General features: G+C 44.4%; 31 protein-coding genes. 6 read left to right on the top strand and 25 right to left on the bottom strand.

All coding sequences use genetic code 11. The annotated features are described in order from the left end of the window. Nucleotide 1: 1 nt before the first annotated feature. From pal to ACMXYR_RS06580, 11 genes are all read right to left on the bottom strand, one after another. Nucleotides 2-514 (bottom strand): peptidoglycan-associated lipoprotein Pal, encoded by a 513-nt coding sequence (gene pal, locus ACMXYR_RS06630; protein WP_415903393.1) that lies wholly within the window; start codon nucleotides 512-514, stop codon nucleotides 2-4. Between the two features lie 97 nt (nucleotides 515-611). Further along, nucleotides 612-1,919, bottom strand: a complete 1,308-nt coding sequence (gene tolB / locus ACMXYR_RS06625; protein WP_415903392.1) for a Tol-Pal system beta propeller repeat protein TolB — start codon at nucleotides 1,917-1,919, stop codon at nucleotides 612-614. A gap of 46 nt (nucleotides 1,920-1,965) precedes the next feature. Further along, nucleotides 1,966-2,862 (bottom strand): cell envelope integrity protein TolA, encoded by an 897-nt coding sequence (tolA, locus tag ACMXYR_RS06620; RefSeq protein WP_415903391.1) that lies wholly within the window; start codon nucleotides 2,860-2,862, stop codon nucleotides 1,966-1,968. 3 nt (nucleotides 2,863-2,865) lie between these two features. Then, the gene (gene tolR / locus ACMXYR_RS06615; RefSeq protein ID WP_415903390.1) at nucleotides 2,866-3,282 is read right to left on the bottom strand and encodes a protein TolR; all 417 of its coding nucleotides are present in this window, start codon (nucleotides 3,280-3,282) and stop codon (nucleotides 2,866-2,868) included. Nucleotides 3,283-3,295: 13 nt separating this feature from the next. Continuing rightward, nucleotides 3,296-3,964: a protein TolQ gene (gene tolQ / locus ACMXYR_RS06610; RefSeq protein ID WP_415891016.1), complete on the bottom strand. Its 669-nt coding sequence runs from the start codon at nucleotides 3,962-3,964 to the stop codon at nucleotides 3,296-3,298. Between the two features lie 221 nt (nucleotides 3,965-4,185). Continuing rightward, the gene (locus ACMXYR_RS06605) at nucleotides 4,186-4,563 is read right to left on the bottom strand and encodes a TraR/DksA family transcriptional regulator (protein WP_415903389.1); all 378 of its coding nucleotides are present in this window, start codon (nucleotides 4,561-4,563) and stop codon (nucleotides 4,186-4,188) included. Nucleotides 4,564-4,695: 132 nt separating this feature from the next. Continuing rightward, on the bottom strand, nucleotides 4,696-5,706 hold the full coding sequence (gene ruvB, locus ACMXYR_RS06600; protein ID WP_415885036.1) for a Holliday junction branch migration DNA helicase RuvB: 1,011 nt from the start codon (nucleotides 5,704-5,706) through the stop codon (nucleotides 4,696-4,698). A 14-nt stretch (nucleotides 5,707-5,720) separates the two neighbouring features. After that, a complete protein-coding gene (ruvA, locus tag ACMXYR_RS06595) occupies nucleotides 5,721-6,353 on the bottom strand; it encodes a Holliday junction branch migration protein RuvA (RefSeq protein ID WP_415903388.1) in 633 nt (210 codons plus the stop codon). Continuing rightward, complete coding sequence (locus tag ACMXYR_RS06590) at nucleotides 6,354-7,019, bottom strand: trimeric intracellular cation channel family protein (RefSeq protein ID WP_415900802.1); 666 nt, start codon at nucleotides 7,017-7,019, stop codon at nucleotides 6,354-6,356. 5 nt (nucleotides 7,020-7,024) lie between these two features. Further along, entirely contained in the window at nucleotides 7,025-7,546 is a 522-nt protein-coding gene (gene ruvC, locus ACMXYR_RS06585) for a crossover junction endodeoxyribonuclease RuvC (protein ID WP_415888091.1), read from the bottom strand. Between the two features lie 253 nt (nucleotides 7,547-7,799). Next, entirely contained in the window at nucleotides 7,800-8,081 is a 282-nt protein-coding gene (locus ACMXYR_RS06580; protein WP_415903387.1) for a DUF3622 domain-containing protein, read from the bottom strand. 193 nt (nucleotides 8,082-8,274) lie between these two features. Between ACMXYR_RS06580 and ACMXYR_RS06575 the strand changes: the two genes are divergently transcribed. Continuing rightward, nucleotides 8,275-8,694 (top strand): DUF2185 domain-containing protein, encoded by a 420-nt coding sequence (locus ACMXYR_RS06575; RefSeq protein ID WP_415903386.1) that lies wholly within the window; start codon nucleotides 8,275-8,277, stop codon nucleotides 8,692-8,694. 137 nt (nucleotides 8,695-8,831) lie between these two features. Beyond that, the gene (locus ACMXYR_RS06570; RefSeq protein WP_415881564.1) at nucleotides 8,832-9,251 is read left to right on the top strand and encodes an Hsp20 family protein; all 420 of its coding nucleotides are present in this window, start codon (nucleotides 8,832-8,834) and stop codon (nucleotides 9,249-9,251) included. On the opposite strand, the gene ACMXYR_RS06565 is transcribed toward ACMXYR_RS06570, so the two are convergent. The 4 genes from ACMXYR_RS06565 to ACMXYR_RS06550 form a co-directional block, all read right to left on the bottom strand. Continuing rightward, on the bottom strand, nucleotides 9,248-9,823 hold the full coding sequence (locus tag ACMXYR_RS06565; protein ID WP_415903385.1) for an O-acetyl-ADP-ribose deacetylase: 576 nt from the start codon (nucleotides 9,821-9,823) through the stop codon (nucleotides 9,248-9,250). The genes ACMXYR_RS06570 and ACMXYR_RS06565 overlap by 4 nt on opposite strands. Then, nucleotides 9,820-10,155 carry a cupin domain-containing protein gene (locus ACMXYR_RS06560; RefSeq protein ID WP_415903384.1) on the bottom strand — a complete coding sequence of 112 codons (336 nt, stop codon included), beginning with the start codon at nucleotides 10,153-10,155 and terminating at the stop codon, nucleotides 9,820-9,822. Before ACMXYR_RS06560 ends, ACMXYR_RS06565 begins: the two co-directional genes overlap by 4 nt. A 246-nt stretch (nucleotides 10,156-10,401) precedes the next feature. Then, nucleotides 10,402-12,405, bottom strand: a complete 2,004-nt coding sequence (locus ACMXYR_RS06555; protein WP_415903383.1) for a methyl-accepting chemotaxis protein — start codon at nucleotides 12,403-12,405, stop codon at nucleotides 10,402-10,404. A gap of 32 nt (nucleotides 12,406-12,437) precedes the next feature. Then, on the bottom strand, nucleotides 12,438-13,379 hold the full coding sequence (locus tag ACMXYR_RS06550; protein ID WP_415903382.1) for a tRNA dihydrouridine synthase: 942 nt from the start codon (nucleotides 13,377-13,379) through the stop codon (nucleotides 12,438-12,440). Nucleotides 13,380-13,554: 175 nt separating this feature from the next. Here ACMXYR_RS06550 and thpR point away from each other — a divergent pair, with 175 nt between their 5' ends. The 4 genes from thpR to ACMXYR_RS06530 are packed head-to-tail and all read left to right on the top strand — an operon-like array spanning nucleotide 13,555 to nucleotide 16,222. After that, nucleotides 13,555-14,076 (top strand): RNA 2',3'-cyclic phosphodiesterase, encoded by a 522-nt coding sequence (gene thpR, locus ACMXYR_RS06545; protein WP_415903381.1) that lies wholly within the window; start codon nucleotides 13,555-13,557, stop codon nucleotides 14,074-14,076. Continuing rightward, nucleotides 14,033-14,557: a GNAT family N-acetyltransferase gene (locus ACMXYR_RS06540; protein ID WP_415903380.1), complete on the top strand. Its 525-nt coding sequence runs from the start codon at nucleotides 14,033-14,035 to the stop codon at nucleotides 14,555-14,557. Before thpR ends, ACMXYR_RS06540 begins: the two co-directional genes overlap by 44 nt. After that, nucleotides 14,550-15,491 (top strand): AraC family transcriptional regulator, encoded by a 942-nt coding sequence (locus ACMXYR_RS06535; RefSeq protein WP_415903379.1) that lies wholly within the window; start codon nucleotides 14,550-14,552, stop codon nucleotides 15,489-15,491. The genes ACMXYR_RS06540 and ACMXYR_RS06535 overlap by 8 nt, the downstream gene beginning before the upstream one ends. A 50-nt stretch (nucleotides 15,492-15,541) precedes the next feature. Further along, entirely contained in the window at nucleotides 15,542-16,222 is a 681-nt protein-coding gene (locus ACMXYR_RS06530; protein ID WP_415903378.1) for an SDR family NAD(P)-dependent oxidoreductase, read from the top strand. Between the two features lie 64 nt (nucleotides 16,223-16,286). Here ACMXYR_RS06530 and ACMXYR_RS06525 read toward each other — a convergent pair whose 3' ends face one another. The 10 genes from ACMXYR_RS06525 to truA form a co-directional block, all read right to left on the bottom strand. Then, nucleotides 16,287-17,507: an O-succinylhomoserine sulfhydrylase gene (locus ACMXYR_RS06525; protein WP_415903377.1), complete on the bottom strand. Its 1,221-nt coding sequence runs from the start codon at nucleotides 17,505-17,507 to the stop codon at nucleotides 16,287-16,289. Between the two features lie 13 nt (nucleotides 17,508-17,520). Beyond that, nucleotides 17,521-19,041, bottom strand: coding sequence for an amidophosphoribosyltransferase (gene purF / locus ACMXYR_RS06520; protein WP_415891801.1), 1,521 nt, complete (start codon nucleotides 19,039-19,041; stop codon nucleotides 17,521-17,523). A 39-nt stretch (nucleotides 19,042-19,080) separates the two neighbouring features. After that, a complete protein-coding gene (locus ACMXYR_RS06515) occupies nucleotides 19,081-19,575 on the bottom strand; it encodes a CvpA family protein (RefSeq protein ID WP_415881575.1) in 495 nt (164 codons plus the stop codon). A gap of 64 nt (nucleotides 19,576-19,639) precedes the next feature. Next, complete coding sequence (locus tag ACMXYR_RS06510) at nucleotides 19,640-20,203, bottom strand: SPOR domain-containing protein (protein WP_415903376.1); 564 nt, start codon at nucleotides 20,201-20,203, stop codon at nucleotides 19,640-19,642. Between the two features lie 3 nt (nucleotides 20,204-20,206). Continuing rightward, nucleotides 20,207-21,472, bottom strand: coding sequence for a bifunctional tetrahydrofolate synthase/dihydrofolate synthase (gene folC, locus ACMXYR_RS06505; protein WP_415903375.1), 1,266 nt, complete (start codon nucleotides 21,470-21,472; stop codon nucleotides 20,207-20,209). Between the two features lie 80 nt (nucleotides 21,473-21,552). Beyond that, nucleotides 21,553-22,479 (bottom strand): acetyl-CoA carboxylase, carboxyltransferase subunit beta, encoded by a 927-nt coding sequence (gene accD / locus ACMXYR_RS06500; protein WP_415903374.1) that lies wholly within the window; start codon nucleotides 22,477-22,479, stop codon nucleotides 21,553-21,555. Between the two features lie 15 nt (nucleotides 22,480-22,494). Continuing rightward, nucleotides 22,495-23,298, bottom strand: a complete 804-nt coding sequence (trpA, locus tag ACMXYR_RS06495; protein ID WP_415903373.1) for a tryptophan synthase subunit alpha — start codon at nucleotides 23,296-23,298, stop codon at nucleotides 22,495-22,497. Between the two features lie 20 nt (nucleotides 23,299-23,318). Beyond that, complete coding sequence (gene trpB / locus ACMXYR_RS06490; protein ID WP_415891807.1) at nucleotides 23,319-24,539, bottom strand: tryptophan synthase subunit beta; 1,221 nt, start codon at nucleotides 24,537-24,539, stop codon at nucleotides 23,319-23,321. Beyond that, complete coding sequence (locus ACMXYR_RS06485) at nucleotides 24,529-25,152, bottom strand: phosphoribosylanthranilate isomerase (protein ID WP_415903372.1); 624 nt, start codon at nucleotides 25,150-25,152, stop codon at nucleotides 24,529-24,531. Before ACMXYR_RS06485 ends, trpB begins: the two co-directional genes overlap by 11 nt. Nucleotides 25,153-25,220: 68 nt before the next feature. Next, the gene (gene truA, locus ACMXYR_RS06480) at nucleotides 25,221-26,075 is read right to left on the bottom strand and encodes a tRNA pseudouridine(38-40) synthase TruA (protein WP_415903371.1); all 855 of its coding nucleotides are present in this window, start codon (nucleotides 26,073-26,075) and stop codon (nucleotides 25,221-25,223) included.

Genomic DNA, 26,075 nt, shown 5'->3' with positions numbered 1-26,075 from the left:
ATTAACGAGATACGTACTTCAGTTCCACACGACGGTTCTGGCTCCAGCTAGATTCGCTGTGACCCAAAATCGCTGGTTTTTCTTCACCAAAACTAACAGTTTCGATCTGAGAAGCAGATGCACCGTTAACTTGCATGAAACGAGAAACCGCTTTAGCACGACGTTCGCCTAATGCGATGTTGTACTCACGAGTACCACGCTCATCTGCATGACCTTCCAGTACAACTTGAACAGATGGGTTAGCAGCAAGGTAAGCTGCATGCTTCTCTAGATCAGCAAAACCACCTGCTTTAACTACTGATTTGTCGAAATCAAAGTAGAAAACAGTCTGTAGGTTAGCAACTGAATCCATTGAAGAACCAGAAACAGAACCCTGATTAACACCTTGTGTAGTGCCAGTATCAGTACCCGTAGTTGCGCCACCTTCAGTAGATGAACCACCTGTAGAACAACCTGCTACCCATGCTACGGATAACGCTAGTGCAGCTGCTTTAGTTACGTTGGAAGCTCGCATTGATCACTCCTGTATATTTGCTGGTCTTCCCAGCAAGCAAAATATTATTGAATGCCGCCATGTCCAAATCTGAACATAAGTTAATGTCTATAAACTTTTATTGCAAGTAGGGGCTCCATGCCGGTTCCCTAACATCACCACTACTTGACGGTAAAATGAAGCGTACGCCCCCATCTAAGGTAACGCCGCCCAAGACCCCTCTTACACCTTTTTGGGTTGCATACAGAATGATGCTGCCATTCGGTGCAATAGTTGGGGACTCATCTAAAAAGGTGTCAGTCAGGATATCTAAACGGCCTGTTTTAAGATCCTGAACTGCAATTCTGAATACATTATCTACACCACGGTGAACCATCGCCAAGAAACGTCCATCCTGAGTCAAACGACCGCGCGAGTTGTAGTTGCCTTCGTAAGTTACTCGCTCTAACTGGCGCGTTGGCAGATGGATACGATAGATCTGCGGTTGACCACCACGATCAGAGGTAAAGATAAGTGACTGACCATCTTGCGACCAAGAAGGCTCCGTATCAATCCCATAATGGTGGGTAATTCGCGCTAGGCTGCGTGAACGCAGGTCTAGAACATAAACCTCTGGGTTACCATCTTTAGATAACACTATCGCAAGTTTATTACCGTCAGGTGACCAAGCAGGCGCACCATTCAAACCTCGGAACGACTGAACCTTCTCGCGTTTACCTGTCGCTAAATACTGGATGTAGATAGCAGGCTTACCGGACTCAAAAGACACATAGGCCAATTTGGATGCATCACGAGACCAAGCTGGAGACATCAACGGCTCGCTCTGTTCACGAATCGTAATTGGACGAGCCCCATCGGAATCAGCCATCTTCAAACGATAACGACCGTTGCCATTGCCAAACTGCTGTGCCGTTACGTAAACGATACGAGTTGAGAATGCACCGCGAACACCGGTTAACTTTTCGTATACCATATCCGAGATGTAGTGAGCAATATCACGCATATTCGCTTGGCTACCAGATACACGTTCTGCTAATAGCTGCTGCTCTTTCAACACATCGTAAAGTTCAAATTCTACTTTTAGCTCTTTACCTTCAGATGGCAGTTGACGACCAATCAGTAGAAACTCAGTTTTGCTGACGCGCCAATCGCGGAAGTAAACTTGATCGCGTTTGTTCGGAAAGCTAAGCATATTGCGGCGATCCATCATTGAGAATAGACCTGTACGGCCCAAATCATCAGATACAATCTTTGCAATATCTTCCGGCAGAGCAAAGCTACCATCCCAAGAAAACGGCACTACAGCAACCGGCGTTGGTTCATCAATACCTTGGGTAATTTCAATTGCCAAATCACCTTCAGCGATTACGGAAACCGAAAACAACAGCGCAAATGTAGCTATTACTCGCTGTAAAACTCTGTTCATTTAGTTCTCCTTAAACACATAGCCGCCATACCAATTAAAAACAGGCTTAATTCCGTAGATCTTCAGGACGGAAACGCAATACACGCTTACGGAAGTATCGATCAAACACAATCGAATCCATCTCCTGAAGCTTTTCAAATACTTGCACACGCTCAATCGCACGCAATGCATCGTTATCGAAGCGTGCATCACCACTCGATTTACTTACATACAAATCATTTACACGACCTGATGGTAAGAAATGTACGGTAATTTCTACCACCATACCATTTCGTGCAGTCGGTGATCGACGCCAGTTACGGGTAATCTGCGAAACTATATACGCCTCATAACTCATCGCAGCAGCACGCTGCTCTTCAGCTTGCAAAGCCGCTTCTTCCGCCTCCAACGCCTGCATTAGCGCTTCATTTCGGGCTTTTTCTTCTGCTTGTTTTTTCGCAGCGGCTTGAGCTTTTCTTTTCTTTTCTTCGGCCGCTTTTTTCTCGGCCTCTTTACGTTTCTTTTCGTCGGCTTTACGCTTCTTCTCAGCTGCAGCTTTCTTTAAACGATCTTGCTCAGCTTTCTTTTTAGCTGCTTCTTTTTTACGTTTTTCGTCAGCTTTACGCCTCTTTTCAGCCTCAGCTTTCTTTTTCTCTAGCTGTTTTTTCTTTTCAGCTTCTTTCTTAGCTTTTTCCTGTTTACGCTTTTCGTCCGCTTTACGCTTCTTATCTTCTTTAGCTTTGCGGATTTGATCCGCCTTCTGCTTAGCCTTAGCTTCAGAGGCTTCTTTACGCTGAGCAGATAGCGCGGTTAGATCAACAATCTGCGCTTGAACATGACGAGGGACTTTACGCTCCTCTTCTTTATGTTCAAACCAGCTCTGCGCCAACAAAACCACAACAAAGATATGAAGTATGACAGCAAGGACTGTAGGAAGAAGATAACTACCCGGTCGCAAAATCAACCCCTACTCCGTCACCAAGCCTACGCTCGGCGCGCCTGCTTGCTGTAGCAAAACCATCAACTGCACAACTGAATCGTAACTTACATTACGATCACCACGTACCAGCAGCATTTTCTTAGGGTTGCTTGCTAAAACTTTAGCCACACGATCCTGAACAACATCAGCCGTAACCGCTTCTTTAGGGTCACCTCCAATATCGATAAAGTACTCACCTTCCGCATTAACCGTCACGATAACCGGTTCATTATCTTCGTCATCCACAGGCTCCGCCGCTGCTTTAGGCAGATCAACATTAACGCCTTGTGTCAGCATCGGCGCTGTAACCATAAAGATCACCAATAGCACCATCATGACATCAATGTAGGGCACTACATTGATGTCAGCGTTTAACTTACGTTTTTTCTTATGCCGTCTGATCATCGATCACACCCGCTTAGTTGGATGCGTGCATACGACGATGCAAGATAGAAGAGAATTCGTCAGCAAAAGTTTCGTAGTTACCTAACAGATACTCAACCTGTGCAGAGTAACGGTTATAGGCAATTACCGCTGGAATCGCAGCAAATAGACCAATCGCTGTAGCGATCAAGGCTTCAGCAATACCTGGTGCTACAGCCGATAAAGTCGCTTGGTGAACATTCGCCAAACCACGGAAGGAATTCATAATCCCCCATACTGTACCGAAGAGGCCGATATAAGGACTGGTAGAACCGACAGTTGCAAGGAATGGCAAGTGCTTTTCTAGCTTATCTTCTTCACGTGCTAGCGCTACACGCATACTACGCTGTACACCATCCATGACTGAATCTGGATCATAGCCTGCTTGCTGAGTTAGGCGCGTGTATTCTTTGATACCTGCGCGGAAGATATTCTCTGCACCACAGTCAGAATTTGGTTCGTGATTAATCTCACGGAATAGCTGTCCTAGATCGACACCTGACCAGAAGCGATCTTCAAAGTTACGGAGTGATTTACGCGCACTACCTAACACCGATTGGCGTTGAAAGATCATCACCCAAGAAAGCACTGACGCTAATAAAAGCATTAACATTACTAGTTGAACCACGATACTTGCGTCGGCAACTAGACTCCAGATCGACATTTTTTCGACCACAGCACTTCCCTCTAAAAATTTCTTACTGGATATAATTTACCGGCTTTGAGATTCCTCAAAAACCAATAAGTTCCATCCACTTAATAGATAAAAAAATGAAGGCACAACAATAACAGTCATGGCAATTAATACAAGGGAAAACCAGCGTTTGAATCAGCTGTTTGAGAAGAGAATTACCAGCTACCAGAACAGATAGCTGGCGAATAAATTTAAGCGATTTTCTTTAACGAAGACTCATGTATAGATTGGCAGCGAATACAGCGTGATGCTGTAGGATTAGCTTTGAGACGCGTAAGCTCAATCTCTTCACCACAGTTGATGCATTCACCAAAACTACCCTCATCAATACGCTTCAGTGCAGCTTGGCATTCAGCAATCTCATCATGATGACGCTGGAGCGTTTCAAATTGACGCTCCAACTCAACTGTATGTTCCACTTCTTCACCGATATCTCGCACTTCAGACACGGAAGCAGATGAGATCTGATCTCGCAACTCTTCTTCAAGCTCGGCTTTAAGCTGGATAAGTAAACGATTAAGCTCAAGTCGGAATGCAGTGATCTCTGCATTACGAAGTATGGCCGTCATAATTGCTACCTGTTATTTTTTTCAGTTATTTGGCAGGCATATTAGACGGCTTTTCTTCTGTCGTACCTTGATTGATGTCAGATTAACCAACAAATCCTATTTATTATAGGGTTTATTGATCCAGATCGTATTTTAAGACTCTTTGGGTTTATCAATTCCAAAGTGCTGATAAGCGTGATCGGTCACCACTCGACCACGCGGCGTGCGCATGACAAACCCTTGCTGAATAAGGTAAGGCTCTAAAACATCTTCTATGGTGTCGCGCTCTTCACTAATCGCAGCAGCAAGGCTTTCCACACCTACCGGACCACCACCAAACTTTTCGATCATAGTCAGCAGCATACGACGGTCAAGATGATCAAAACCATGATGATCGACATTAAGCATATTCAAGGCACGATCGGCGATATCATTATCAATAACACCATTACCTTTTACTTCTGCATAATCTCGCGCACGGCGTAACAGTCGGTTAGCAATACGCGGCGTACCGCGAGAACGCTTTGCCACTTCGCACGCACCCTGCGTATCGATATTAGTTCCAGATAAATCTGCAGAACGAGCAACAATACTGGTCAGATCTTCAACGTTATAGAACTCTAATCGTTGCACAATACCGAAACGATCTCGCAATGGAGATGTCAGCAACCCTGCTCGCGTTGTAGCACCCACCAAAGTAAATGGCGGTAACTCTAACTTTATCGAGCGCGCTGCAGGGCCTTCACCGATCATGATATCCAGCTGATAGTCTTCCATAGCTGGGTACAACACCTCTTCGACATTCGGACTTAGACGGTGAATCTCATCGATAAATAGAACGTCATTAGGCTCAAGATTGGTCAACAACGCAGCAAGATCCCCTGCTTTCTCAAGCACAGGGCCAGAAGTGGTTTTGATCTCAGAGCCCATCTCATTCGCGATGATGTTAGCTAAGGTTGTTTTTCCCAAACCTGGAGGGCCAAAAATCAAAGTATGATCCAAAGCTTCATTACGCATCTTCGCCGCTTGGATAAAGATCTCCATCTGCTCACGAACAACAGGCTGGCCAACATAATCCTCTAAAGATTTAGGGCGAATAGCACGATCATGTGCCTCCTCCACAGGATTACTTAAAGGCGAAATAAAACGATCAGCTTCAATCATAACTATTTACTCTATTACCCAACCATGGCGCGTAAAGCGACACGAATAAGATCTTCGCAACTTGCCCCAGACCCAAGAGACTTATGAGCTTGCTCAATCGATTTAGTTGCCTGAACAGGCTTGTAGCCCAACGCAACCAATGCACTTTCTGCTTCCGAACGATTATCACCAACCGCCTCAAATGACGCCATATCCGGGCCATCCGCTGCAGACAGCTGAAATTCATCCGAAGATTCCAAGCCAAGCGCTTTAATTTTGTCTTTCATCTCTACGATTAAGCGCTCAGCTGTTTTCTTACCAACACCCGGTAATTTAACTAAAGAGGCGGTATCACCATCATTTACACAACGTACAAACTCAGCAGTGGAAATGCCTGAAAGGATCGTAATTGCGAGTTTAGGGCCAACGCCATTAGCTTTAATCAAAGTTCTAAAAAGCGAACGCTCCTGCTTATCGATAAAACCATAAAGTAACTGCGCATCTTCTCGCACGACAAAGTGAGTGAAGAGGGTTACCTGCAATCCAACTTCAGGCAATCGATAAAATGTGTTCATAGAAGCTTCCACTTCGTAGCCCACACCATTTATATCAATCACTAACTGTGGAGGTTGCTTTTCTAACAACTCACCTTTTAATCGACCAATCACTTATTTTTTATCCTTATCCAATTTTTCTAGCTTATGACCTGCCACAATAAATTCAGGTAATCTGAGATCTGCGAACATCGCAGCCATACGCAATACAAAGATAATTACCATAGAGATCAGCGCAACCGGCTGTCCTGGAATATACGACTGAAAAACCACAAAAAATACCGAACCAGCTAATGCGCAGGTCGCATAAAGTTCACCATCTCGCTGTAATATAAGTGGTATTTGTCCCGTCAGAAGGTCTCGAATCATACCTCCTGCACATCCTGTAATAACGGCCATCATCACCACAATAATCGGTGGCAAACCAAGGCCTAAGGCTTTTTCAGCACCTAACACTGCAAACAGTGCCAATCCCATAGCATCCAGTACCAGCAATGTGCGCCTAGGATACTGAATATATCGACAAACGAAAAAAGCAACGACCGCAGAGATAATGGCAGTCCACAAATAGGAAGTATCTGCTACCCAAACAACTGGATGAATATCTAAGGTGATATCTCGAATAGTGCCGCCACCTAAAGCCGTCACTATCGCTAAAACAACCACTCCTAGAATATCTAATTGCTTACCTTGAGCAGCCAAAGCTCCTGCTGTTGCAAAAACGGCAACTCCAATTAGATCAGCTATATAGATGAAATCAGCGTAAGCCATCTCATTCATGACGTTTATTGACGCCTCCAACTGGCATTGCGACTAGACATAGAACCTGATGTTTTAATTAAGCTATTACGAGTATGCGCATGGCAGAGCGCAATTGCGAGGGCATCGGCAGCATCGGCTTGAGGTAAGCCGGGTAATTTTAAAATATGCGCCACCATGTGCTGAACTTGTGATTTATCCGCCGAACCTTTACCTACGACCGACTGCTTAACTTTTCGAGCAGCATATTCATAAACCGGCAATTCCGCATTAGTACCTGCTACGATAGCTACACCACGTGCCTGCCCCAGCTTCAGAGCAGAATCAGCATTACGCGCCATAAAAACCTGCTCAATAGCAAACTCTTGCGGACAATAACGCTCAATTACTTCAGACACTCCTGTATATACCTGCTGCAAACGCTCAGGTAACTCTTCGCCCTTAATACGAATACAACCGCTGGCAACATACTCATTTTTATTGCCAACACAGTTAATTACACCGTAACCGGTGATACGTGAGCCTGGATCTATTCCTAATATCAGCATCAAACAAATTTACTGGTTATTTATACAGGAAAGAATACCGTAGTCTTGATTGTTAAGGAAGGCTTATAGAACAACTAAAGTTATCGAAGGTAGATAAAGAGCGTTAATGCTCACTGATATAAGGGTATTTGATGTTAAAAACGAATAACCCCTATCTATTCAGCTAGGGGTTATTGTGACCGTTACTAGAATCCTTGCTGAAGAAGCAATACTCATCTAGACAGAACTGGCTAATAGGAAAATCCAACAAAGATTACTCTTCGTCTTCAAATCGTGCTCTTGCTTCAGCTTGACGAGCTTCAATTTCTGCACGTTCTTCGCGCTTTTCCGCTTTACGCTTGTTACGCTCAACTTGCTGGCTCATAAACTGCTCTAATTCAGCTTCAGCCCAAACCTTGGCCTCATCTTCAGTCGCAAAGCCATCCTGCTGCTTGGAGATAACTGTTTTACGTGCACTTGCCTGACGCAAGATTTTAGCGCTCCAAGTTTCCCCTTCGGCTACTAACTGAAAATCGTACTTTTTACCTTTGGCCATTCATTTATTCCTAGCAGGTCAATCTGTATAAGTGGCGTATTCTAGCATGACTGATTCGACGTTCAGACTGATTTCTATCCCTTTAGTCGGAAAAGCATAAAAACATCCATTTTCTTAACCTTTTAGCGGCTGGTATAGGGCCCAATCAGCGTTTAAAATAGAAAGGCTATTAATTATTACTGTTTGAGTGCTCATGAAATCTGTTGACGTTGATACGCCTAAAACTACTGAATCGGAAACTAACCAAACCAAAAACGGCTTCTTAGCGCTGGTTTCAAAGCTTTGTTTTGATGAAACTCTGCCTATTCGTTTTATGTACAAGACAGTTCCTGAACACTTAAACGACACAGGCTGGCGCATGTTTACTGGTTATGAAACTGAAGAGTTTTTGGAAGATCAACTTTCCAACCTTCTTCCTGTCCCAGTAGAAAAGATGTGCCGCCTAGACCCATCCTTGAGTGAACTGGTTACCTACAATGCTGGTACAGTTTGGGAACGTGTTCCTGGCTCAGACGCATGGGAACGTGTGCACGATTACCGCATTCCTTCGCACGATGTTGATGTAGAAATCACCAACGACGTTGATCGATTTAACGTTGAAGAAGAAAAATAATCCCCTTACGCTTGAATTCTCATCAAGTGACATTATCTAAATAGTTAACCGAGGCTCAAAAGAGGTCGGTTAACGGCTCGCTCAAGAGAGGGGCCATACTTTAAAATTTAGATATATTGCTTGATGAGGATATACAGATGCGTGAATTCGATCTATCTCCACTATACCGTTCTGCCATTGGTTTTGACCGTCTAGCTAACATGCTAGATAATGCTAACCGCAACGACAATCAGCCTTCATTTCCTCCATACAACATCGAACTACTTGGAGAAAATAATTACCGTATTACCATGGCTGTGGCAGGCTTTGAAAAAGACGAATTAGATATTCAAAGTGAAAGCGGCACTCTGACGATTACGGGCCAGAAGAAAGAACAAACTCAAGATCGCCAATACCTTTACCAAGGTATAGCAGCGCGCAATTTTGAAAGACGTTTCCAGCTAGCGGATCACGTAAAAGTGACTAAAGCCTCTATGGAAAACGGTTTGCTTCATGTTGATCTGATTCATGAAATCCCTGAAGCGATGAAACCACGCCAGATCCAGATCGAACACTAATACTGACAGTGTTCTATTACGAAAAAGGAGGCCATGTTGCCTCCTTTTTTAATGGCTTCAGGAAGTTTAGAAGAAGCCTCTTGATATACAGAAAGCAGTTCATCACTGAACAAGCAAAAGACAACCGATTCTACGCTTGTCCCTTTTTTCAATTCACTCTTAACCGCTAATAACGCAATCTCGGCTGCCTGCTCTAAGGGATAACCATAAACACCGCAACTAATCGCCGGAAATGCGATTGTTTTGAGTTTGTTTTCGTTGGCCACAGCCATCGCGTTACGATAACAAGCTTCTAGCTGTGCAGACTCACCATGATTACCACCCCGCCAAACTGGCCCTACCGTATGAATCACGTATTGAGCAGGAAGGCGATAACCTTGGGTAATTTTCGCTTTACCCGTGTCACAGCCATTAAGCGTGCGACACTCAGCTAACAAATCGGGTCCAGCTGCAGTATGAATAGCACCGTCTACGCCTCCACCACCCAACAAACTGTTGTTCGCAGCATTAACAATCGCATCAACGTTCAATTGGGTAATATCGTTCAGAACAAAGCTAATTTTGGCTGTCATGATTCAACCTCCTTAGATTCATTGTAGTGAACAGCGAGCCATATCGTTGGCTGATCGGAACCAGTCCATTCAACACGGTGTCGTTGATGTGCAGGGAAACTGTAACTGTCACCTGCATTAAGTGTGAATTCTTGATCTGGATTTGCAGTACGAATCCCCGCGCTACCAGAAATAACCAATACCCACTCATCCCAAGCTTGGTCGTACCATTCCCCTTCGGGGGTTGCGTGGGCATGAGAGATAATACGTTCAATGCGAAACTGATCAGTAGAGAGTAACGGGTCGAACTTTTCTGAATCTGGTCCCGAGCCTGACAGATCATATAGGTTCATAGTGCTACCACTCACTGATTGGAGCAGACCATGTCACTGCCTGCTCAATTAATTTATAAACCACTTTCATGACACTTAAGTGACACGCTATAAAGTTAGGCTACTTCCGGTAGAAATGAGAGATCACGTTCATTCAATTATCCTTAATAGAATGATTTTTATAAAAAGTAGTGTTTGGCTTATTCCCGTAGAAAATTTCAGGGATACAGCCCGCTATTAAGCGGGCATTGATCTGTTACAGCGGAACTAACTTACTCGGAATTTTGATAGCGTACTCTCTAAATGAGATGCAGAGTTCGCCATATCTTCCGCTAAAGAAGAAGTATTTCTAGCAGCCCCTTCAGATGTATCTGCACTTTCAGAAATAGCAGCCAAGCTTTCATGCAGATGATTTACCAGACCACTTTGCTGCTCGGCAGCTGCGGCAATCCCAGAATTCATCTGATTAACCTCAGATAGAGAACTATCAATCTGTTGCAGTACTTCACTAGCACGTGCCATTTCAGAAACATTTTCTGATACTGAACTACTAGTATGCTGCATCAGCTCTACTGCACGTTTCGCACAATCAGTTAGCTTCTGCAGGTTCTCACGAATCTCTCCTGTAGAATCCTGCGTACGTTGTGCGAGCGTTCTGACTTCATCAGCTACAACTGCAAATCCACGCCCCTGCTCGCCTGCACGTGCTGCTTCAATCGCTGCATTTAAGGCGAGCAAGTTGGTTTGATCTGCAATATCACTGATCACACTAGATACTGCATGGATGCTCTTAACATCCTGATCCAATTCGCTTATAACAGCGCTTGTCTTGGAAACGTCAGTAGCTAATTCATTAAAAGATGATGTTGTTTTCTGAACCACCAGCAAGCCTTCAGAAGCCATTTCATTAACTTCCTGAGTGGTGTTAGACGCCTGATTGGTGTTCATCGCAATTTCTGAAGCACTGCTAGCTAATTCACCCACCCCTTCAGCAATATGCGCAGTCTCTTCTTTCTGACGAGCAACGCCATCTCGAGTCTGAGAAGATTCTTTAGAAAGTCGCGAAGAGCTGTTAGTAACCAAATTAGTTGCACTTTTAGTTTCCCTAACCAAAGATTCAAAGCCTTCCGCAACTTTATTCAGACCTTCAGATATAGCGGACATTTCATCCTTGCCTGTGTGATCAAGGCGAGAAGAGAGATCCCCAGATGCCAATCGATCCGCAGCTTCCTGGAATCGATCCATAGTATCGATAGTTGACCGATAGAAACCCACAAATAGATAGATCGCAAGAAATACTGTTACTAAGATTACTGCCAAAACAAGGTTACGACTATTGACCTGTTTAGACAGATATCCCTGTTGTTTTTCATACAACGCCGGCAACATCATCTTGTATAAATTCAGCACCTGCTTAATCGCTGTCGTACCTTCTGAAAACACATCATTGGAGTTAACAGCGATGCTGTCTGGTTCAGTGACATTGATCTGGATATATGCGATGTAGCTTCCAACCGCTTTCTCCGCAGCCTTGAGATCTGTGTGCATTGACTCTAACTCGGTCATCGCCCCGCCGCTTCCTAGCTCAGGGTAGGTTTTGTCTAAACGACCTATCAGGTTGTTGATATAGATATAGCTGTCGGGTGTAAAAGCACCTCTAGCTGCGACTCCTGAAGCCTTACCTCGCAGCTGACCTGCTTCATCGATAATCTGTGGCAAGATAATAGCTACGTTATCGATCATGAAAGTAGTATCTGAGTTAGGATCAAGTTCTAGTGAAAATTCGCGCAAGATAACTTCATTAAAGCTTCTAACTGAAGCTGCGAATTCGTTATGTAATTCAAAGATAGCTACTGGATCAGACTGGCCAATCGTTGATTTAATACGACCCCACTGTTTTTCAAGAGATGCGATAATAGCTTTGGTATTTGCACTAACATCAGTCGTGCCTGATCTCAGCTGGGTTAACGCTTGGTCTACTTTGCTACGTCGATCCAACACTTTAGATTCAACGCTCGAATTACCATTAAGCAAAGCATTTGTGAGCCCTCTATGCTGACCGATATTCAGCACTAGAGGTTCTGTTAAACGGATTACCTCGATCCCCCTAAGCTCCTTTTTAGTCAAATCAATACGTTGACTCAACTCCTGCCAATACAAGGTTACAGTTAGTACAAGCGGTATCAAAAATAGAACACTGACTAGACTGAACTTTGCTGGGTATTTAATACTACCCATGAGTTTAGACGCAGGACTTAACCAAGATGCCATTTTAATCTCTCCGATGATCCACTTGTGATTTATCAGTCTTGTAGGGCAAGCCTAAGCTCAGAAGGTTCCTTTAATTTTTTAACTTTCTGAAAAAGCATTTCTGCTTCTTTGTACTCTCTTTGTAAATGACTTAGCCACTGTTTTATACGGCCATGCACATATTTCGGAGCTATATCTCGCTCAATACGGTTTAAATAAGCCTCTATAAACGGCACTACCTCAGTCCAGTTATAGCTGCCCACCTCTTCATCAGCAAGGTGATGTTTAATGACCTTAGCCAAATCTGGCTTAGCAATAAGACCACGACCGATCATAATCGTGTCGCAACCACTCACCTCACGGCAACGTTGAAAATCTTGCCAGTTCCATACCTCGCCGTTAGCAACGACTGGGATATCTATCGCCTCACGAATTCTTGCAATCCATTCCCAGTGAGCTGGTGGTTTGTAGCCTTCGAGTTTTGTTCGAGCATGTACAGCTAAGCTATCGGCGCCCGCTTCTGCAATCGCATGAGCGTTTTCCATCGCCAAGGATTTATCTTTATTGCCTAAACGCATCTTTGCCGATACAGGGGTTTCTGCAGGAACAGCTTGTTTTACCGCCTTTACGATATCATGGACAAGTTCTGGCGTGTCTAATAGAACAGCTCCGCCTTTACTTCGATTCACCGTTTTGGCTGGGCAGCCAAAATTTAGATCTATCCCCGGTGCACCGAGTTTTGCACCTTTGCGTGCATTACCGGCTAGAACACTTGGATCACTTCCAAGCAATTGCAGGATAACAGGCGTGCCTGAAGGTGTTTTACCCCCATTATGTAACTCTGGACATAAACGTCGGAACACCTTCGCAGGTAAAACACTATCGCTTACACGCAAGAACTCTGTAACACAGTGATCTATGCCTCCAATCTGTGTTAACAGATCACGCATAGTGTAATCAACAACGCCCTCCATCGGGGCTAAGACAATTTTCAAAGCAGACTATCTATAGGAATAAAAAAGGACGGTTATTATAAGCTGCTATGGAGGTGATAAAAATGACTAGATGACTTTAAAGTTCGCTTTAACAAGTTTTGTAACAATCCTTCCAAGCCCACCTATGATTTACTAAGATAAAAACTACCATAAGCTGTGTTTTTTAGTTTTTGCTATGCGCCTATTCCTAGCTATCGATTTGCCTGAAGATCTTCAGGATCGCATTACCGAACTCTATTGCCCTGAACTCGAACAAGTACGCTGGACCGCGAGTCATCAACTGCATATCACCTTAGTGTTCATCGGCGATCAGCCCCATCAACATCTGGAAGAGATAATTGAAACGGTATCTGAAATCAGTTTTGAACCTTTTGAGCTTCGTCTACAGAAGATAGGCTATTTCAAATCGGGAATTATCTGGTTAGGTATAGAAGAATCTGAACCCTTAAAACGTTTACAAAAGTCGCTAAGTCACAAAATTAGAGGGCTTGGCATAGAGCTAGAACAACGAAAATACACGCCTCATATCACGCTAGGACGCTGCAAAAGATTAACCTCACATGTGGTTAGTGAGGTAAGCCATAAAGGATTGGGGTTCACTGCGAACATAGAGGTTAACGCTTTCCAACTTAAAAGCAGTATTTTGAAAGCTGATGGCGCGGAATACCAAACAGAAGTGGAATTTCTGCCTGATTGAGGGTTTGCTTTGCAGCCTGACCAAAGAAAACCTGCGATATAGTCAATTAATGGAACCTATCCATCGTACATACCAAGAAAAGGATCTTCAGGCCTTAATCGCCCTGATGAAGCAATTAGGGTACACCCACTCAGAAGAATCCCTGCTTACAAATATCAAAGCTGTTCATAAGGCCAGAGGGGAGATTTTTATCGCTGAGCTAAATGGCGCTGTTGTAGGCTGTATCTCTGCCATTATAGATATTCGCTTAGCTGAAGGCGCTCAAGGTGAGATCGTAAGCCTCGTTGTTGATAAAGAACACCGAGGATATGGCTTAGGCAAAGGATTAGTTAAAACAGCTGAACGTTGGTTGTCGCACCAAGTGGATAGCATTCGAATTCGGGCCAATTCGATTCGTAAATCGGCCCACAAGTTTTATCAAGAACTAGGGTACGTAGAAACTAAGCAACAAGTGGTATTAGTGAAAAGTAAACATGAATAAGAAACAGGCGAACAAAGAGTATTTACGCCGAATAAATCTAGCAACCACATACATTTGCTCAAACCTAGAGCAGCAATTAAATTTAGATAAGATTGCTCAAGTTAGCTGCTTCTCCCCTTTTCATTTTCACCGTATTTTTCACGCCCTCACAGGTGAAACCGTTAATGACTTTATCATCCGCAAAAGGATGGAAGCCTCTGCTAATCGACTAATTTGCCATAAGGAAATGAGCATTACCGAAGTAGCCAACGCCGGCGGTTACTCCTCTAGCGCTAACTTTTCAAAAGCATTTAAAAATTACTTCGGCATCACCCCTAGTCAAATAAGGAACCCAAGCGAAATCAAAGATAGCAAGATTGGAAAACTAACTAGCAAGTATGGAAAAGTATTCAATCCAAGCGATCTGTACTCTCAATTTGTCACTGACCAAGTGAAGTTTGATCCTGACAAATTAGAGGAAATACTCATGCAAGTAGCCATTGAACAACTTAAAGCTAAACGCATCGCTTATCTGACAGCACCAAAGGGATATGACGTTCCCGCCATTTTTGAAACTTGGGATAAACTGGATAACTGGGCTAGAAGCCTGAAATTACAAAATTTTGAAAACCATCGCTTTGCTATCTGCCATGATAACCCTATGATCACGCCGACTGAGCATTGCCGTTACGATGCTTGCGTTCAAATTCAAGACGACACGCCGGTGAGCGAACCATTTGAAGTAACAACTATTCCGTCCGGACAATATGCCTCTGCTTATTACAAAGGAGACGGTGATAAAGTAAGTAATTTCTATATGGAGCTCTACTCTCATTGGCTCCCTAACAGCGGCTTTGAGCCCGATGACTTAGCACCTATTGCCCACTATCTAAACGATACAAGGAAAGATGGCTTTGTCGAAATGAATATTTATATCAAAGTTAAACGGTTATAAGACTTAACGATAAACGAGATACCCTACAACAGTATATGGATGGCAATTTGATGAAGACAGTTTTGATTGTTGGTAGCAGCCGAGGTATTGGTGAAGAGCTAACAAGGTACTTTTCTGACGCTGGCCACAACGTTATAGGTGTATCTCGAAGCCCATCTAAAAACTGCGAATGGATTCGTGCAGACCTTTCCGTGGAAGAAGAAATAAAAACGATTGCAGCTCAGCTAGGGGAGCAACCTATTGACACCCTGATCTATTCCAGCGGAATTTGGGAGGATGAAGGCTTCACCGACGACTTTGACTTCAGAAAGACCAAATACGAAGAAACGCAGCAGATCATGCAGGTGAACCTTGTTGCGCCCATCGAACTCACTAAGGCTATCGCATCAAACCTAGCACGCGCTTCTAACCCAAGAGCCATCTATCTAGGTGCTATATCAGGTTTAGAAAATATAGGTTCAGAGCAAGTCGCTTATGCTGCAAGCAAGTTCGGCCTTCGCGGAGCAATACAAAGCCTTAGGAGTGCGCTAAAACAAGAAAGTATTGGCTTTACCGCGATAAACCCCGGCAATGTAGGCACTGAGGAGGTACTGATGGACATAAAAGAGGGCCGTATGCCTGATCATGCCCCTATCCCGATCTCAGATATCATCACCTCGATAGAAATGATTATGTCACTATCTAAAGATGTGGAGATTGGTGATATTAATTTAAGCCAGAAAAGCACCTAGACACTTTATTTGAGACACAAAAAAGCGGCCCGAAAGCCGCTTTTTTAGATCTTAACTGCAGTAATTAAACCGCTGCAAGACCTCTAAGCATATCTGCTTTAAGATCTTCGATCGATTCGATACCTACAGAAAGGCGAACCAAGTTGTCTTTGATGCCCGCTTCATAACGCGCTTCAGGGGTCATACGACCGTGAGTAGTGGTCGCTGGGTGTGTGATTGTTGTTTTCACATCACCTAGGTTACCTGTGATAGACACCATCTTAGTCGCATCAATAAAGCGCCATGCTGCCTCTTTACCGCCCTTCACTTCGAAGGAAAGCACACCGCCAAAACCTTTTTGCTGCTTCTTAGCTAGCTCGTGCTGCGGATGACTTGGAAGGCCTGAGTAGAAGACACGATCAATGCCATCTTGCTCTTCTAACCATTTAGCCATCTCCATTGCGTTATTGCAGTGTGCATCCATACGCAGCTTCAGCGTTTCTAAGCCTTTAAGGAAAACCCACGCGTTGAACGGGCTCAAGCAAGCACCGCCAGTACGGATAAAGCCAAACACTTCTTCCATGTGCTTATCGCTGCCGACAACCACACCACCAACACAACGACCTTGACCATCAAGGTACTTAGTCGCGGAGTGAATAATGATGTCTGCACCTTGCTTCAATGGCTGCTGAAGCATCGGTGTGCAGAAGCAGTTATCAACGACCAACAATGCATCGTACTTATGTGCAATCTCGGCAACTGCTGCAACGTCTGTTAGCTCAGATAAAGGGTTAGACGGCGTCTCTAAGAACAGCATCTTAGTCTCTTCTGTAATTGCAGATTCCCAACTATCTAGATTAGTTGGGTCAACATAAGAAACTTTGATGCCTGTGCGTGTAAGGTACTTATCAAACAGAGATACAGTAGAACCAAATACACTGCGCGAACAAACAACATGATCGCCATTTTGCATTAACGATAGGCAGGTACTAAGAATTGCCGCCATGCCAGAAGCTGTTGCGACTGCTCTTTCTCCGCCTTCTAGTGCAGCGATGCGCTCTTCAAAAAACTGTACAGTTGGGTTAGTGAAGCGAGAGTAAATGTTACCCTCCTCTTCACCACCAAAACGTGCAGCTGCTTCACGCGCACTTGAGAAGACATAGCTTGATGTCGGGTAGATTGGGTCACTGTGCTCCCCTTCTAGGGAACGGTGCTGACCTGAACGCAAAGCCAGTGTTTCCAGATCGTAACCTTCTGAAGGCTCGAACTGGATACGCTCAGCGCGTTCGTAATCAGAAATAGACATCGACTATTGCTCCTTAATCGATCTTGCTACAAAGGTTAGAGGATTCGTTACTCTCAACCTTTTTGTTATTACTGCCTTTAGCGTCGTCGTTACGGGCAGCCTTCAAGCGCTCAAGATACTGCTCATCAATATCACCCGCTACGTATTTGCCATCAAATACACAGGTATCGAACGCCGTAATCTCAGGGTTCCCTTCAGATACAGATGCTTTTAGATCATCTAGCTCTTGGTAGATCATCCAGTCACAACCAATCTCTTCACCAACTTCATCATCTGTACGGCCGTGAGCGATAAGCTCTTCCGCAGCTGGCATATCAATACCGTATACGTTCGGGTATTTAACCGCTGGTGCAGCAGATGCGAAGTAAACTTTCTTAGCACCAGCATCACGAGCCATCTGAACAATCTGGCTAGAGGTCGTGCCACGTACGATAGAATCATCAACCAACATGACAACTTTATCTTTAAATTCCATACCGATTGGGTTCAGCTTACGGCGAACTGACTTCTTACGCTGTGTCTGACCTGGCATGATGAAAGTACGACCGATGTAACGGTTTTTGATAAAACCTTCACGGAACGTAACACCCAAATCTTTAGCCATCTCCATAGCAGAGGTACGGCTTGTATCTGGGATTGGGATAATCACATCAATATCGTGGTCTGGGCGCTCACGTAAAACCTTCTCCGCAAGCTTCTTACCCATACGCATACGAGAAATATGTACGTTTACATCATCGATGATCGAATCCGGACGCGCTAGGTATACGTATTCGAATAGGCACGGCGCAAGCTGCGTGTTATCCGCACAAAGCTTGGTAGAAACGTTACCTTCCATATCGATGTAAATCGCTTCGCCTGGCTCGATATCACGAACTCGCTCGAAACCAGAGATATCCAAAGCAACACTTTCAGAAGCTACCATATATTCAGTACCTTCTTCAGTTTCGCGCTTACCGTAAGTCAGCGGGCGAATACCGTGAGGATCACGAAACGCCAACATGCCGTAACCCGTAATCATTGCTACAGCGGCATAACCACCTTTGCAACGCTCGTGAACACGGCGAACCGCTTCAAACATATCTTCAGCTTGCGGCTGCAGTTTGCCCTGACGCTGAAGTTCGTGAGCAAATACGTTCAACAACACTTCTGAATCAGATGTTGTGTTGATGTGACGCAGATCAGCACGGAACATTTGTTCAGCTACATCTTCTGCATTTGTCAGGTTGCCGTTATGAGCTAACGCGATACCGTATGGAGAGTTCACATAGAACGGCTGCGCTTCAGCCGAGCTAGAACTACCGGCCGTAGGGTAACGAACGTGACCGATGCCCACGTTACCTACCAGACGTTTCATATGGCGGGTACGAAATACTTCGTTTACCAGGCCATTATCCTTGCGTAAGAAGAAACGGTTACCTTCACAAGTAACCATGCCCGCTGCATCCTGTCCACGATGTTGTAGAACAGTCAGAGCATCAAAAATAGTCTGGTTTACATTAGATTTGGCTACGATGCCAACAATGCCGCACATTAAAACTCACCTCAAAGTGCAAACTAACAAAAGAAAAATTTAGCGTCCCGCATTCCAGATCAAGCGACCCACTTCGCTCGCTGTCTCTTTGGTCCATGCTTCCATAAGTAAAAAGTGTGGAATCAATTGTGATTCCTTGAACCAGCGATCTTCAACCGCTGGGCTCATTCCAATCAGCGCGACTATAGCCACGATAATTAAACCACCTCGTGCTGCACCAAATCCGATTCCAAGAATACGGTCAGTTGCAGACAACCCCGTTGCTTCTACGAGCGCACCGATCAGTTTATTGATCATGACTCCAACAACAAGAGTGGCTATAAAGAGGATAGCAAACGCTGCGACTAAACGTACTGACGGCGTTTGAATATAAGCTTCTAACAGAACTGACAATGACTGTGAAAATAGGCGCGCAACGATAAAAGCCGTTACCCATGTGATCAGGGAAAGTGCTTCTCGAACAAAGCCTCGCCTTAAGCTCATAAGGCTTGATATCGCAATGATGCTTAGTATGGTCCAGTCAGCCCAGTTCATCTTTACAGCTCAGTAAGAAATTGCGCGCATTTTAACAGAGTTTATAGGATCGCTTCACGCTTTATTATTGCGTAGTAAAACGAACAATAATGCCATTCAATCCAAAATCTTTTTTCAGTGACAGCTTAAGCGACTCTAATCGGCTCTTTTGGAATTCAGGCCCTACATAAACCTTAATCAATTCACCCTGTTTACGAGTAAAGACTTTGTGCCCTTCACCGATTAGTTGCTTACGCAAGCTCTTAGCATTAGCTTCATCTTTAAAACTAGCAAGCTGCAGCGTCCAAGCCACTGGAACACCTTCTTGGTCAAGTACAGGCTGATCTTTATGAATTTCTAGCTCAACCTTTTGCTCTTTTTCAATCTTCTCGATTACCTGCTTCACCTGCTTAGGCGGCTTAGGTAATTCAACCGGTGGTTTAGGCTCAGCTGGTTTAGAGGTATCTGGCAGCGGTTTATTTTGTGGCTCAATACGTACGATTTCTGGACGTTCAGGGCCTGGAGGTATTTCCGACTGAAGGTGACGCTCTTTATAGCCTGCACCGTCAAAAAAAACAGGAAAGATCACCGCAGCAGAGATAAGAATCACTGCAAACCCTACTAAGCGGTATTTTACTTTCTGCTGCATCAGCTATTTCCTTGCCAAAATCGTCAACGCATCACTGACGGTAAAGAATGATCCCGCAATAATAACATTGTCATTTGGATTAGTGTCTATTCGAACCGCATCAATTGCCGCTTTAACTGATGAAAATTGCAGAACCGAAGCTTCACTTGGGAAAAATTTTGCTAACTCTGCGGCCTTCTGTCCTCGCGGAACATTGATGTCAGAAAGATAGGTAGCTTTTACCACAGGTGACAAAGTATCTATCACTTGCTGGCAATCTTTATCCGCCAACATTCCCAAAACAAGATACACATCGCCTGACAACCCTTGGATACGATCGCTTAAAAGCTCTGCAGCTTCAGGATTATGGGCAACATCTAGCCAATAATGTAGATTGTCTTGTTCTACATGTTGCATACGACCTGTTAGCACTGCTTGCTGAATTCCTGTTTTAATCTGCTCATCCGAAATTGATAACGGAATATGCTGAACAATTTTAATTGCGGTAGCCGCATTTTGAATTGGCAGCTCTGGCTGTTTAAGGTCAGTGATCGATTTAGACTGGCCTTGTGCATCTTTTCCTTGCCAGCACCAAAGCTCGCCGCTTTCTTCATAAGTAAAATCAACACCAGATTGATGCAGATTTGCTCCAATTTCATCAGCATAAATAGCTACTGACTTTGGAGGATTGAGATCACCGCAGATCGCAGGCTTAGATGCTCGGAAAATACCTGATTTCTCACGACCAATTACTTCGCGGTTATCACCTAACCAATCGACATGGTCAATAGAAACGGTCGTGACCGCACTAATGTCCGCATCAATAATGTTTACTGCATCTAAACGGCCACCCAAGCCTACTTCAAGCAGAACCAGATCCGGTTTCGTTTCAGAAAAAATAACTAAGGCAGCTAGAGTGCCAAACTCGAAATAAGTCAGTGGTATCTGACCGCGCGCTTGGTCAATTTTTTCGAAAGCATCGCACAATTGTTGGTCAGTCGAATTTTGGTCGTTTAACTTAACTCGCTCGTTATAGTCGATAAAATGAGGAGATGTGTAGCAGCCAACACTGTATCCAGCCTGTTGGTAGATGCTGTTCAAGTAACTAATCGTTGAGCCTTTTCCGTTTGTACCTGCAACAGTGACAACGGTTGATGCAGACAGATCAATCTTTAGCTTTTCAGCAACTTGGCTAACGCGTCCTAAACCTAGCTCGATTTCAGACGGATGGCATTGTTCCATCCAAGACAACCATTCAGAAAGATTCATTTTTTGATTAGCGGTATTCATAAGACCAACAACTTTTAACAATCACCAGAAACCAAAAAGGCCGGCGTTTTCACGTCGGCCATTTTTACTACCTTGAGCAATTACTCTGCTTCAGGTTTCGCAGGCTCTTCCTCAAAAACAACCTCACCCTCAACTGTTTCTACAGGAGGTAGCGGGCTTTGATTGGTTAGCTTACGCAAAATACGAGACAAACGAGAGCGCATTTCGCCACGGTTAATAATCATATCAACCTGACCGTGCTCTAGAAGGAACTCACTGCGCTGGAAACCTTCAGGCAATTTTTCACGAACTGTTTGTTCGATTACACGAGGTCCCGCAAAGCCCATAAGCGCTTTAGGTTCAGCGACGTTCAAGTCACCCAACATCGCTAGAGATGCAGATACACCACCATATACAGGGTCTGTAAGAACAGAGATATATGGCGTACCTTGTAGACGTAGCTTTTCTAGAATCGCACTTGTTTTCGCCATCTGGAATAGGGAGAACAACGCTTCCTGCATACGCGCACCACCCGATGCAGAGAAACAGATCAGTGGAATGTTCTCTTCTAGAGCGATGTTTGCAGCGCGAACAAAACGCTCACCTACAACCGCACCCATGGAACCACCCATGAAGCTGAATTCAAATGCAACGGCAACAACAGGTAAACCTTCTAGCTCACCGCGCATAGCGATCAATGCATCTTTTTCGCCGGTACTTTTCTGAGCCGCACTTAAACGGTCTTTATATTTCTTAGAGTCTTTAAACTTCAGACGATCGATAGGCTCTACATCTGTAGCCAGCTCTTGGCGGTTATCTTCATCTAAGAACAATTCAAGACGACGACGCGCATTAAGGCGCATATGGTGGTCGCACTTAGGACAAACATTCAGGTTCTTTTCCAACTCAGGGCGGTAAAGAACGGATTCACACTTAGGGCACTTTTTCCACAAGCCCTCAGGGATATTCGAGCGCTTTTTCTCTGAACGAACAAGAGAAGGAACAATTTTTTCCAGCCAGTTACTCATTATTTTAAAACCTTATTAGCTGTCCATTGCTTGACGCATATCTTTGATAATTGCAGCTACCTCAGGAGCAATTTTGCCCTGATCTTTTACTAGAGATGCAATCTTATTAACTAAAACACTGCCGACAATAACACCATCCGCAACTTTTGACACGGCAGTAGCTGATTCAGCATCTTTGATGCCGAAACCTACACCTAAAGGAATGTCAGTATATTTACGAACGACGTCTAGTCTGTCAGCTACAGCCTGAACATCAAGTGAAGCGGAGCCTGTAACCCCTTTCACTGATACGTAGTACAGGTAACCACTACCGTTCTCACAAACGTATTTAATACGCTCCTCTTCAGTAGTCGGCGCCAATAGGTAGATGGTGTCAATATCATGCTCACGCATGATCTCGTTGAACTCACCTGATTCTTCAGGCGGAAGATCAACGGTTAATACACCATCTACACCTGCTTTCTTCGCTTCTTCAGCAAAGCGCTGATAACCCAAAATTTCAATCGGGTTAAGGTAACCCATCAAAACGATTGGCGTTTCATTATCTTTCTGACGGAACTCAGCCACCATTTCTAACACATCAAGTAAACGCACGTTATGTGTCAACGCACGCTCACAAGCTAGTTGGATAACGGGACCGTCTGCCATTGGATCTGAAAATGGGATACCCAATTCGATAACATCGGCACCCGCTTCAACCATAGCGTGTAGTAAACCTACTGTAACTTCCGGTGCAGGATCGCCTGCAGTTACATAAGGGATTAAAGCTTTACGACCTTCAGATTTAAGCTTTGCAAAGCTTGTAGCAATACGACTCATTTATTTATCCCTCACACAAATCAAATATTGATGCCATCGATCTGTGCGACCGTATGAATATCTTTATCACCACGACCAGACAAATTCACAACAATCGTCTGATCCTTATCCATCTCTTTAGCCAGTTTCATTGCATAAGCAACCGCGTGGCTTGATTCAATTGCCGGCATAATGCCTTCTACGCGTGTTAGTGCGCGGAAAGCATCCATAGCTTCATCATCTGTCGCATCAACATAAGTCGCGCGTCCAGTATCTTTTAAGTACGCATGCTCTGGGCCAACGCCTGGGTAATCAAGGCCAGCAGATACAGAGTGAGTACCGATGATCTGACCACCTTCGTCAGACATTAAATATGTACGGTTACCATGAAGTACACCTGGGCTACCTGCAGATAGTGGCGCTGCATGTTGCCCCGTTTCTACACCATAACCGCCCGCTTCAACGCCATACATTTTAACATCAGCATCTTCGATAAATGGGTGGAATAGGCCTATTGCATTTGAACCTCCACCTACACATGCCACAAGTGCATCAGGTAAACGACCTGTCTGATCCAAGCACTGTTGACGTGCTTCACGACCGATTACACACTGGAAGTCACGAACCAACTTAGGGTATGGGTGTGGGCCCGCTGCAGTACCGATGATATAGAAAGTATTATCAACGTTGGTCACCCAATCACGCATCGCCTCATTCATGGCATCTTTAAGCGTACGAGTACCCGATTCAACCGCAATAACCTCTGCGCCTAAAAGCTTCATACGATAAACGTTAAGCGCCTGACGCTGAACATCTTCAGCGCCCATATAAACCTGGCATTCCAAGCCTAAACGAGCAGCAACCGTTGCTGTAGCAACACCATGCTGACCAGCACCTGTCTCTGCGATAACACGCGGCTTGCCAGTGTATTTAGCCAGAAGCGCCTGACCAATTGTATTATTAACCTTGTGAGCACCCGTATGGTTGAGGTCTTCACGTTTCAGGTAAATTTGTGCACCACCTACTTTTTCTGAAAGGTGCTTCGCATGATACAAAGGCGAAGGGCGTCCAACATAATGTGCCAGATCACGATCAAATTCTTCCTGGAACGCTGGATCTCGCCACAACTTCTCATAAGTTTCTTCTAACTGCTTAAGTGCAGCCATTAGAGTTTCAGATACGAAACGACCACCGTAAGGGCCAAAGTGGCCTTTACTATCGGGCAACTGAGCAAGTGCTTTAAGATCGATATTAGTTGGCACGGGTTACCTCATTTATAAATCTATTAATTTTGTCGGTATCTTTGATACCTTTACTCTTCTCTACCCCACCACTCACGTCTATCGCGTAAGGTTTAACGGTTTGAACAGCCTCTGCTACATTCTCACAGTTAAGCCCCCCAGCAAGAATAATCGTAGCTGGATGAGGTGTTGGAATACGATCCCAGTCGAAGGCTTCACCAGTTCCACCTGGAACACCCGGACGATAAGCGTCCAGCAGAATAGCCTGCGCTGATGTGAATTGTTCCACCGTCTCTGTTAAATCCAGTTCTGGCTTCATCCGTACAGCTTTGATGTACGGGCGGCTAAAACTGTTACAGAACGCTTCAGTTTCATCACCATGAAATTGAAGTAAATCTATACGAGTTTGTTCGATAACTCGATCAATGTATTCTCGCTCTGCATTCACAAAAAGTGCTGTGGTTGTTACGAACGCAGGTATTTTTTTAATAATATTGGCTGCTTGTTCTACCTCTACAGCACGGGGGCTTGGCGCATAAAAAACAAAACCAAGAGAATCAGCTCCGGCATTAATAGCCGCTTGAGCATCTTCTACATTCGTAATACCACAAATTTTAACGCGCGTTCGGTTCACAAATACAGTTCACTTAGAAAATATCAGGTTGCAAATAGTAGCAGATAGAGGACCACTAAGTCAGTCAACTATGACAGGAAAAAAGGCCCTATTTTTGATTTTGGCAGGTCAAATTCATCAGGATACTTAGCATCCACAAAATAAAGGCCGTAAGGGGGCGCTGTTACCCCCCCCTGACGACGGTCTTTTGCGTCCAAAACTTCTTTTGCCCAAATTGGATCAGCCTCGCCACAACCGACGCTCATCAATACCCCGGCAAAGTTTCGAATCATATGATGCAAAAACGCATTGGCCCGCACATCCAAAACGATCAATTGACCACTTTGATAAACATCTAACTGTTTAACCGTGCGTACTGGGCTATGTGCCTGACAACCTACTGCACGATAAGAGGTAAAGTCATGTTCGCCTATAAGATAGTTTGCAGCTTCCTGCATCCGCTCTACATCCATCGGCTTGTAAGTCCAGGTAATGCCTTTTGGTAAAATGGCAGGTTTAACTGGGTTACAGTAGATAAGGTATCGATATCGACGCTCGACAGCGGAAAAACGCGCATGAAATTCATCCGAGACAGGCACAGCCCATTGGATAGCAATATCATCAGGAAGATTGGTATTGGTACCTAAAACCCAAGCACGGCCTTCTCTTTGAACCGGACTATCAAAATGAATAATTTGATAGGTTGCATTTACCCGCGCATCAGTTCTACCGGCACAAATAACCGATACAGGCGCATTTGCAATTTTAGAAAGCGCTTTTTCCACTTCCTCTTGAATGCTTGGCACATCACCCTCTTTCTGAATCTGCCAACCACGATACGCGGCACCAGAGTATTCAACACAAAGAGCATAACGATAAGAAGGGGCGATAGAAATCGCCCCTTCTGATGAACTACTAAGTTCAGTACAACTTTTTTCTGACAT

Origin of the sequence: Neptuniibacter sp. QD29_5 (assembly GCF_047778125.1) — a bacterium.
Lineage (GTDB): Bacteria > Pseudomonadota > Gammaproteobacteria > Pseudomonadales > Balneatricaceae > Neptuniibacter.
Note: the sequence above shows the minus strand (reverse complement) of the source record. Positions and strands in the feature narration are given on the sequence as shown.

Coding starts and splice junctions, on each gene's coding strand:
- ACMXYR_RS06580 (WP_415903387.1), bottom strand. CDS start 8,081: ATGGCCAAAGGTAAAAAGTACGATTTTCAGTTAGTAGCCGAAGGGGAA.
- ACMXYR_RS06575 (WP_415903386.1), top strand. CDS start 8,275: ATGAAATCTGTTGACGTTGATACGCCTAAAACTACTGAATCGGAAACT.
- ACMXYR_RS06560 (WP_415903384.1), bottom strand. CDS start 10,155: ATGAACCTATATGATCTGTCAGGCTCGGGACCAGATTCAGAAAAGTTC.
- ACMXYR_RS06515 (WP_415881575.1), bottom strand. CDS start 19,575: ATGAACTGGGCTGACTGGACCATACTAAGCATCATTGCGATATCAAGC.
- folC (WP_415903375.1), bottom strand. CDS start 21,472: ATGAATACCGCTAATCAAAAAATGAATCTTTCTGAATGGTTGTCTTGG.
- pal (WP_415903393.1), bottom strand. CDS start 514: ATGCGAGCTTCCAACGTAACTAAAGCAGCTGCACTAGCGTTATCCGTA.
- ruvB (WP_415885036.1), bottom strand. CDS start 5,706: ATGATTGAAGCTGATCGTTTTATTTCGCCTTTAAGTAATCCTGTGGAG.
- accD (WP_415903374.1), bottom strand. CDS start 22,479: ATGAGTAACTGGCTGGAAAAAATTGTTCCTTCTCTTGTTCGTTCAGAG.
- ACMXYR_RS06590 (WP_415900802.1), bottom strand. CDS start 7,019: ATGAATGAGATGGCTTACGCTGATTTCATCTATATAGCTGATCTAATT.
- tolB (WP_415903392.1), bottom strand. CDS start 1,919: ATGAACAGAGTTTTACAGCGAGTAATAGCTACATTTGCGCTGTTGTTT.
- truA (WP_415903371.1), bottom strand. CDS start 26,075: ATGTCAGAAAAAAGTTGTACTGAACTTAGTAGTTCATCAGAAGGGGCG.
- purF (WP_415891801.1), bottom strand. CDS start 19,041: ATGTGCGGCATTGTTGGCATCGTAGCCAAATCTAATGTAAACCAGACT.
- tolQ (WP_415891016.1), bottom strand. CDS start 3,964: ATGTCGATCTGGAGTCTAGTTGCCGACGCAAGTATCGTGGTTCAACTA.
- ruvC (WP_415888091.1), bottom strand. CDS start 7,546: ATGCTGATATTAGGAATAGATCCAGGCTCACGTATCACCGGTTACGGT.
- ACMXYR_RS06570 (WP_415881564.1), top strand. CDS start 8,832: ATGCGTGAATTCGATCTATCTCCACTATACCGTTCTGCCATTGGTTTT.
- ACMXYR_RS06535 (WP_415903379.1), top strand. CDS start 14,550: ATGAATAAGAAACAGGCGAACAAAGAGTATTTACGCCGAATAAATCTA.
- ACMXYR_RS06555 (WP_415903383.1), bottom strand. CDS start 12,405: ATGGCATCTTGGTTAAGTCCTGCGTCTAAACTCATGGGTAGTATTAAA.
- ACMXYR_RS06525 (WP_415903377.1), bottom strand. CDS start 17,507: ATGTCTATTTCTGATTACGAACGCGCTGAGCGTATCCAGTTCGAGCCT.
- trpA (WP_415903373.1), bottom strand. CDS start 23,298: ATGAGTCGTATTGCTACAAGCTTTGCAAAGCTTAAATCTGAAGGTCGT.
- ACMXYR_RS06540 (WP_415903380.1), top strand. CDS start 14,033: ATGGCGCGGAATACCAAACAGAAGTGGAATTTCTGCCTGATTGAGGGT.
- ACMXYR_RS06565 (WP_415903385.1), bottom strand. CDS start 9,823: ATGACAGCCAAAATTAGCTTTGTTCTGAACGATATTACCCAATTGAAC.
- thpR (WP_415903381.1), top strand. CDS start 13,555: ATGCGCCTATTCCTAGCTATCGATTTGCCTGAAGATCTTCAGGATCGC.
- ACMXYR_RS06530 (WP_415903378.1), top strand. CDS start 15,542: ATGAAGACAGTTTTGATTGTTGGTAGCAGCCGAGGTATTGGTGAAGAG.
- ACMXYR_RS06605 (WP_415903389.1), bottom strand. CDS start 4,563: ATGACGGCCATACTTCGTAATGCAGAGATCACTGCATTCCGACTTGAG.
- tolR (WP_415903390.1), bottom strand. CDS start 3,282: ATGATCAGACGGCATAAGAAAAAACGTAAGTTAAACGCTGACATCAAT.
- ACMXYR_RS06510 (WP_415903376.1), bottom strand. CDS start 20,203: ATGCAGCAGAAAGTAAAATACCGCTTAGTAGGGTTTGCAGTGATTCTT.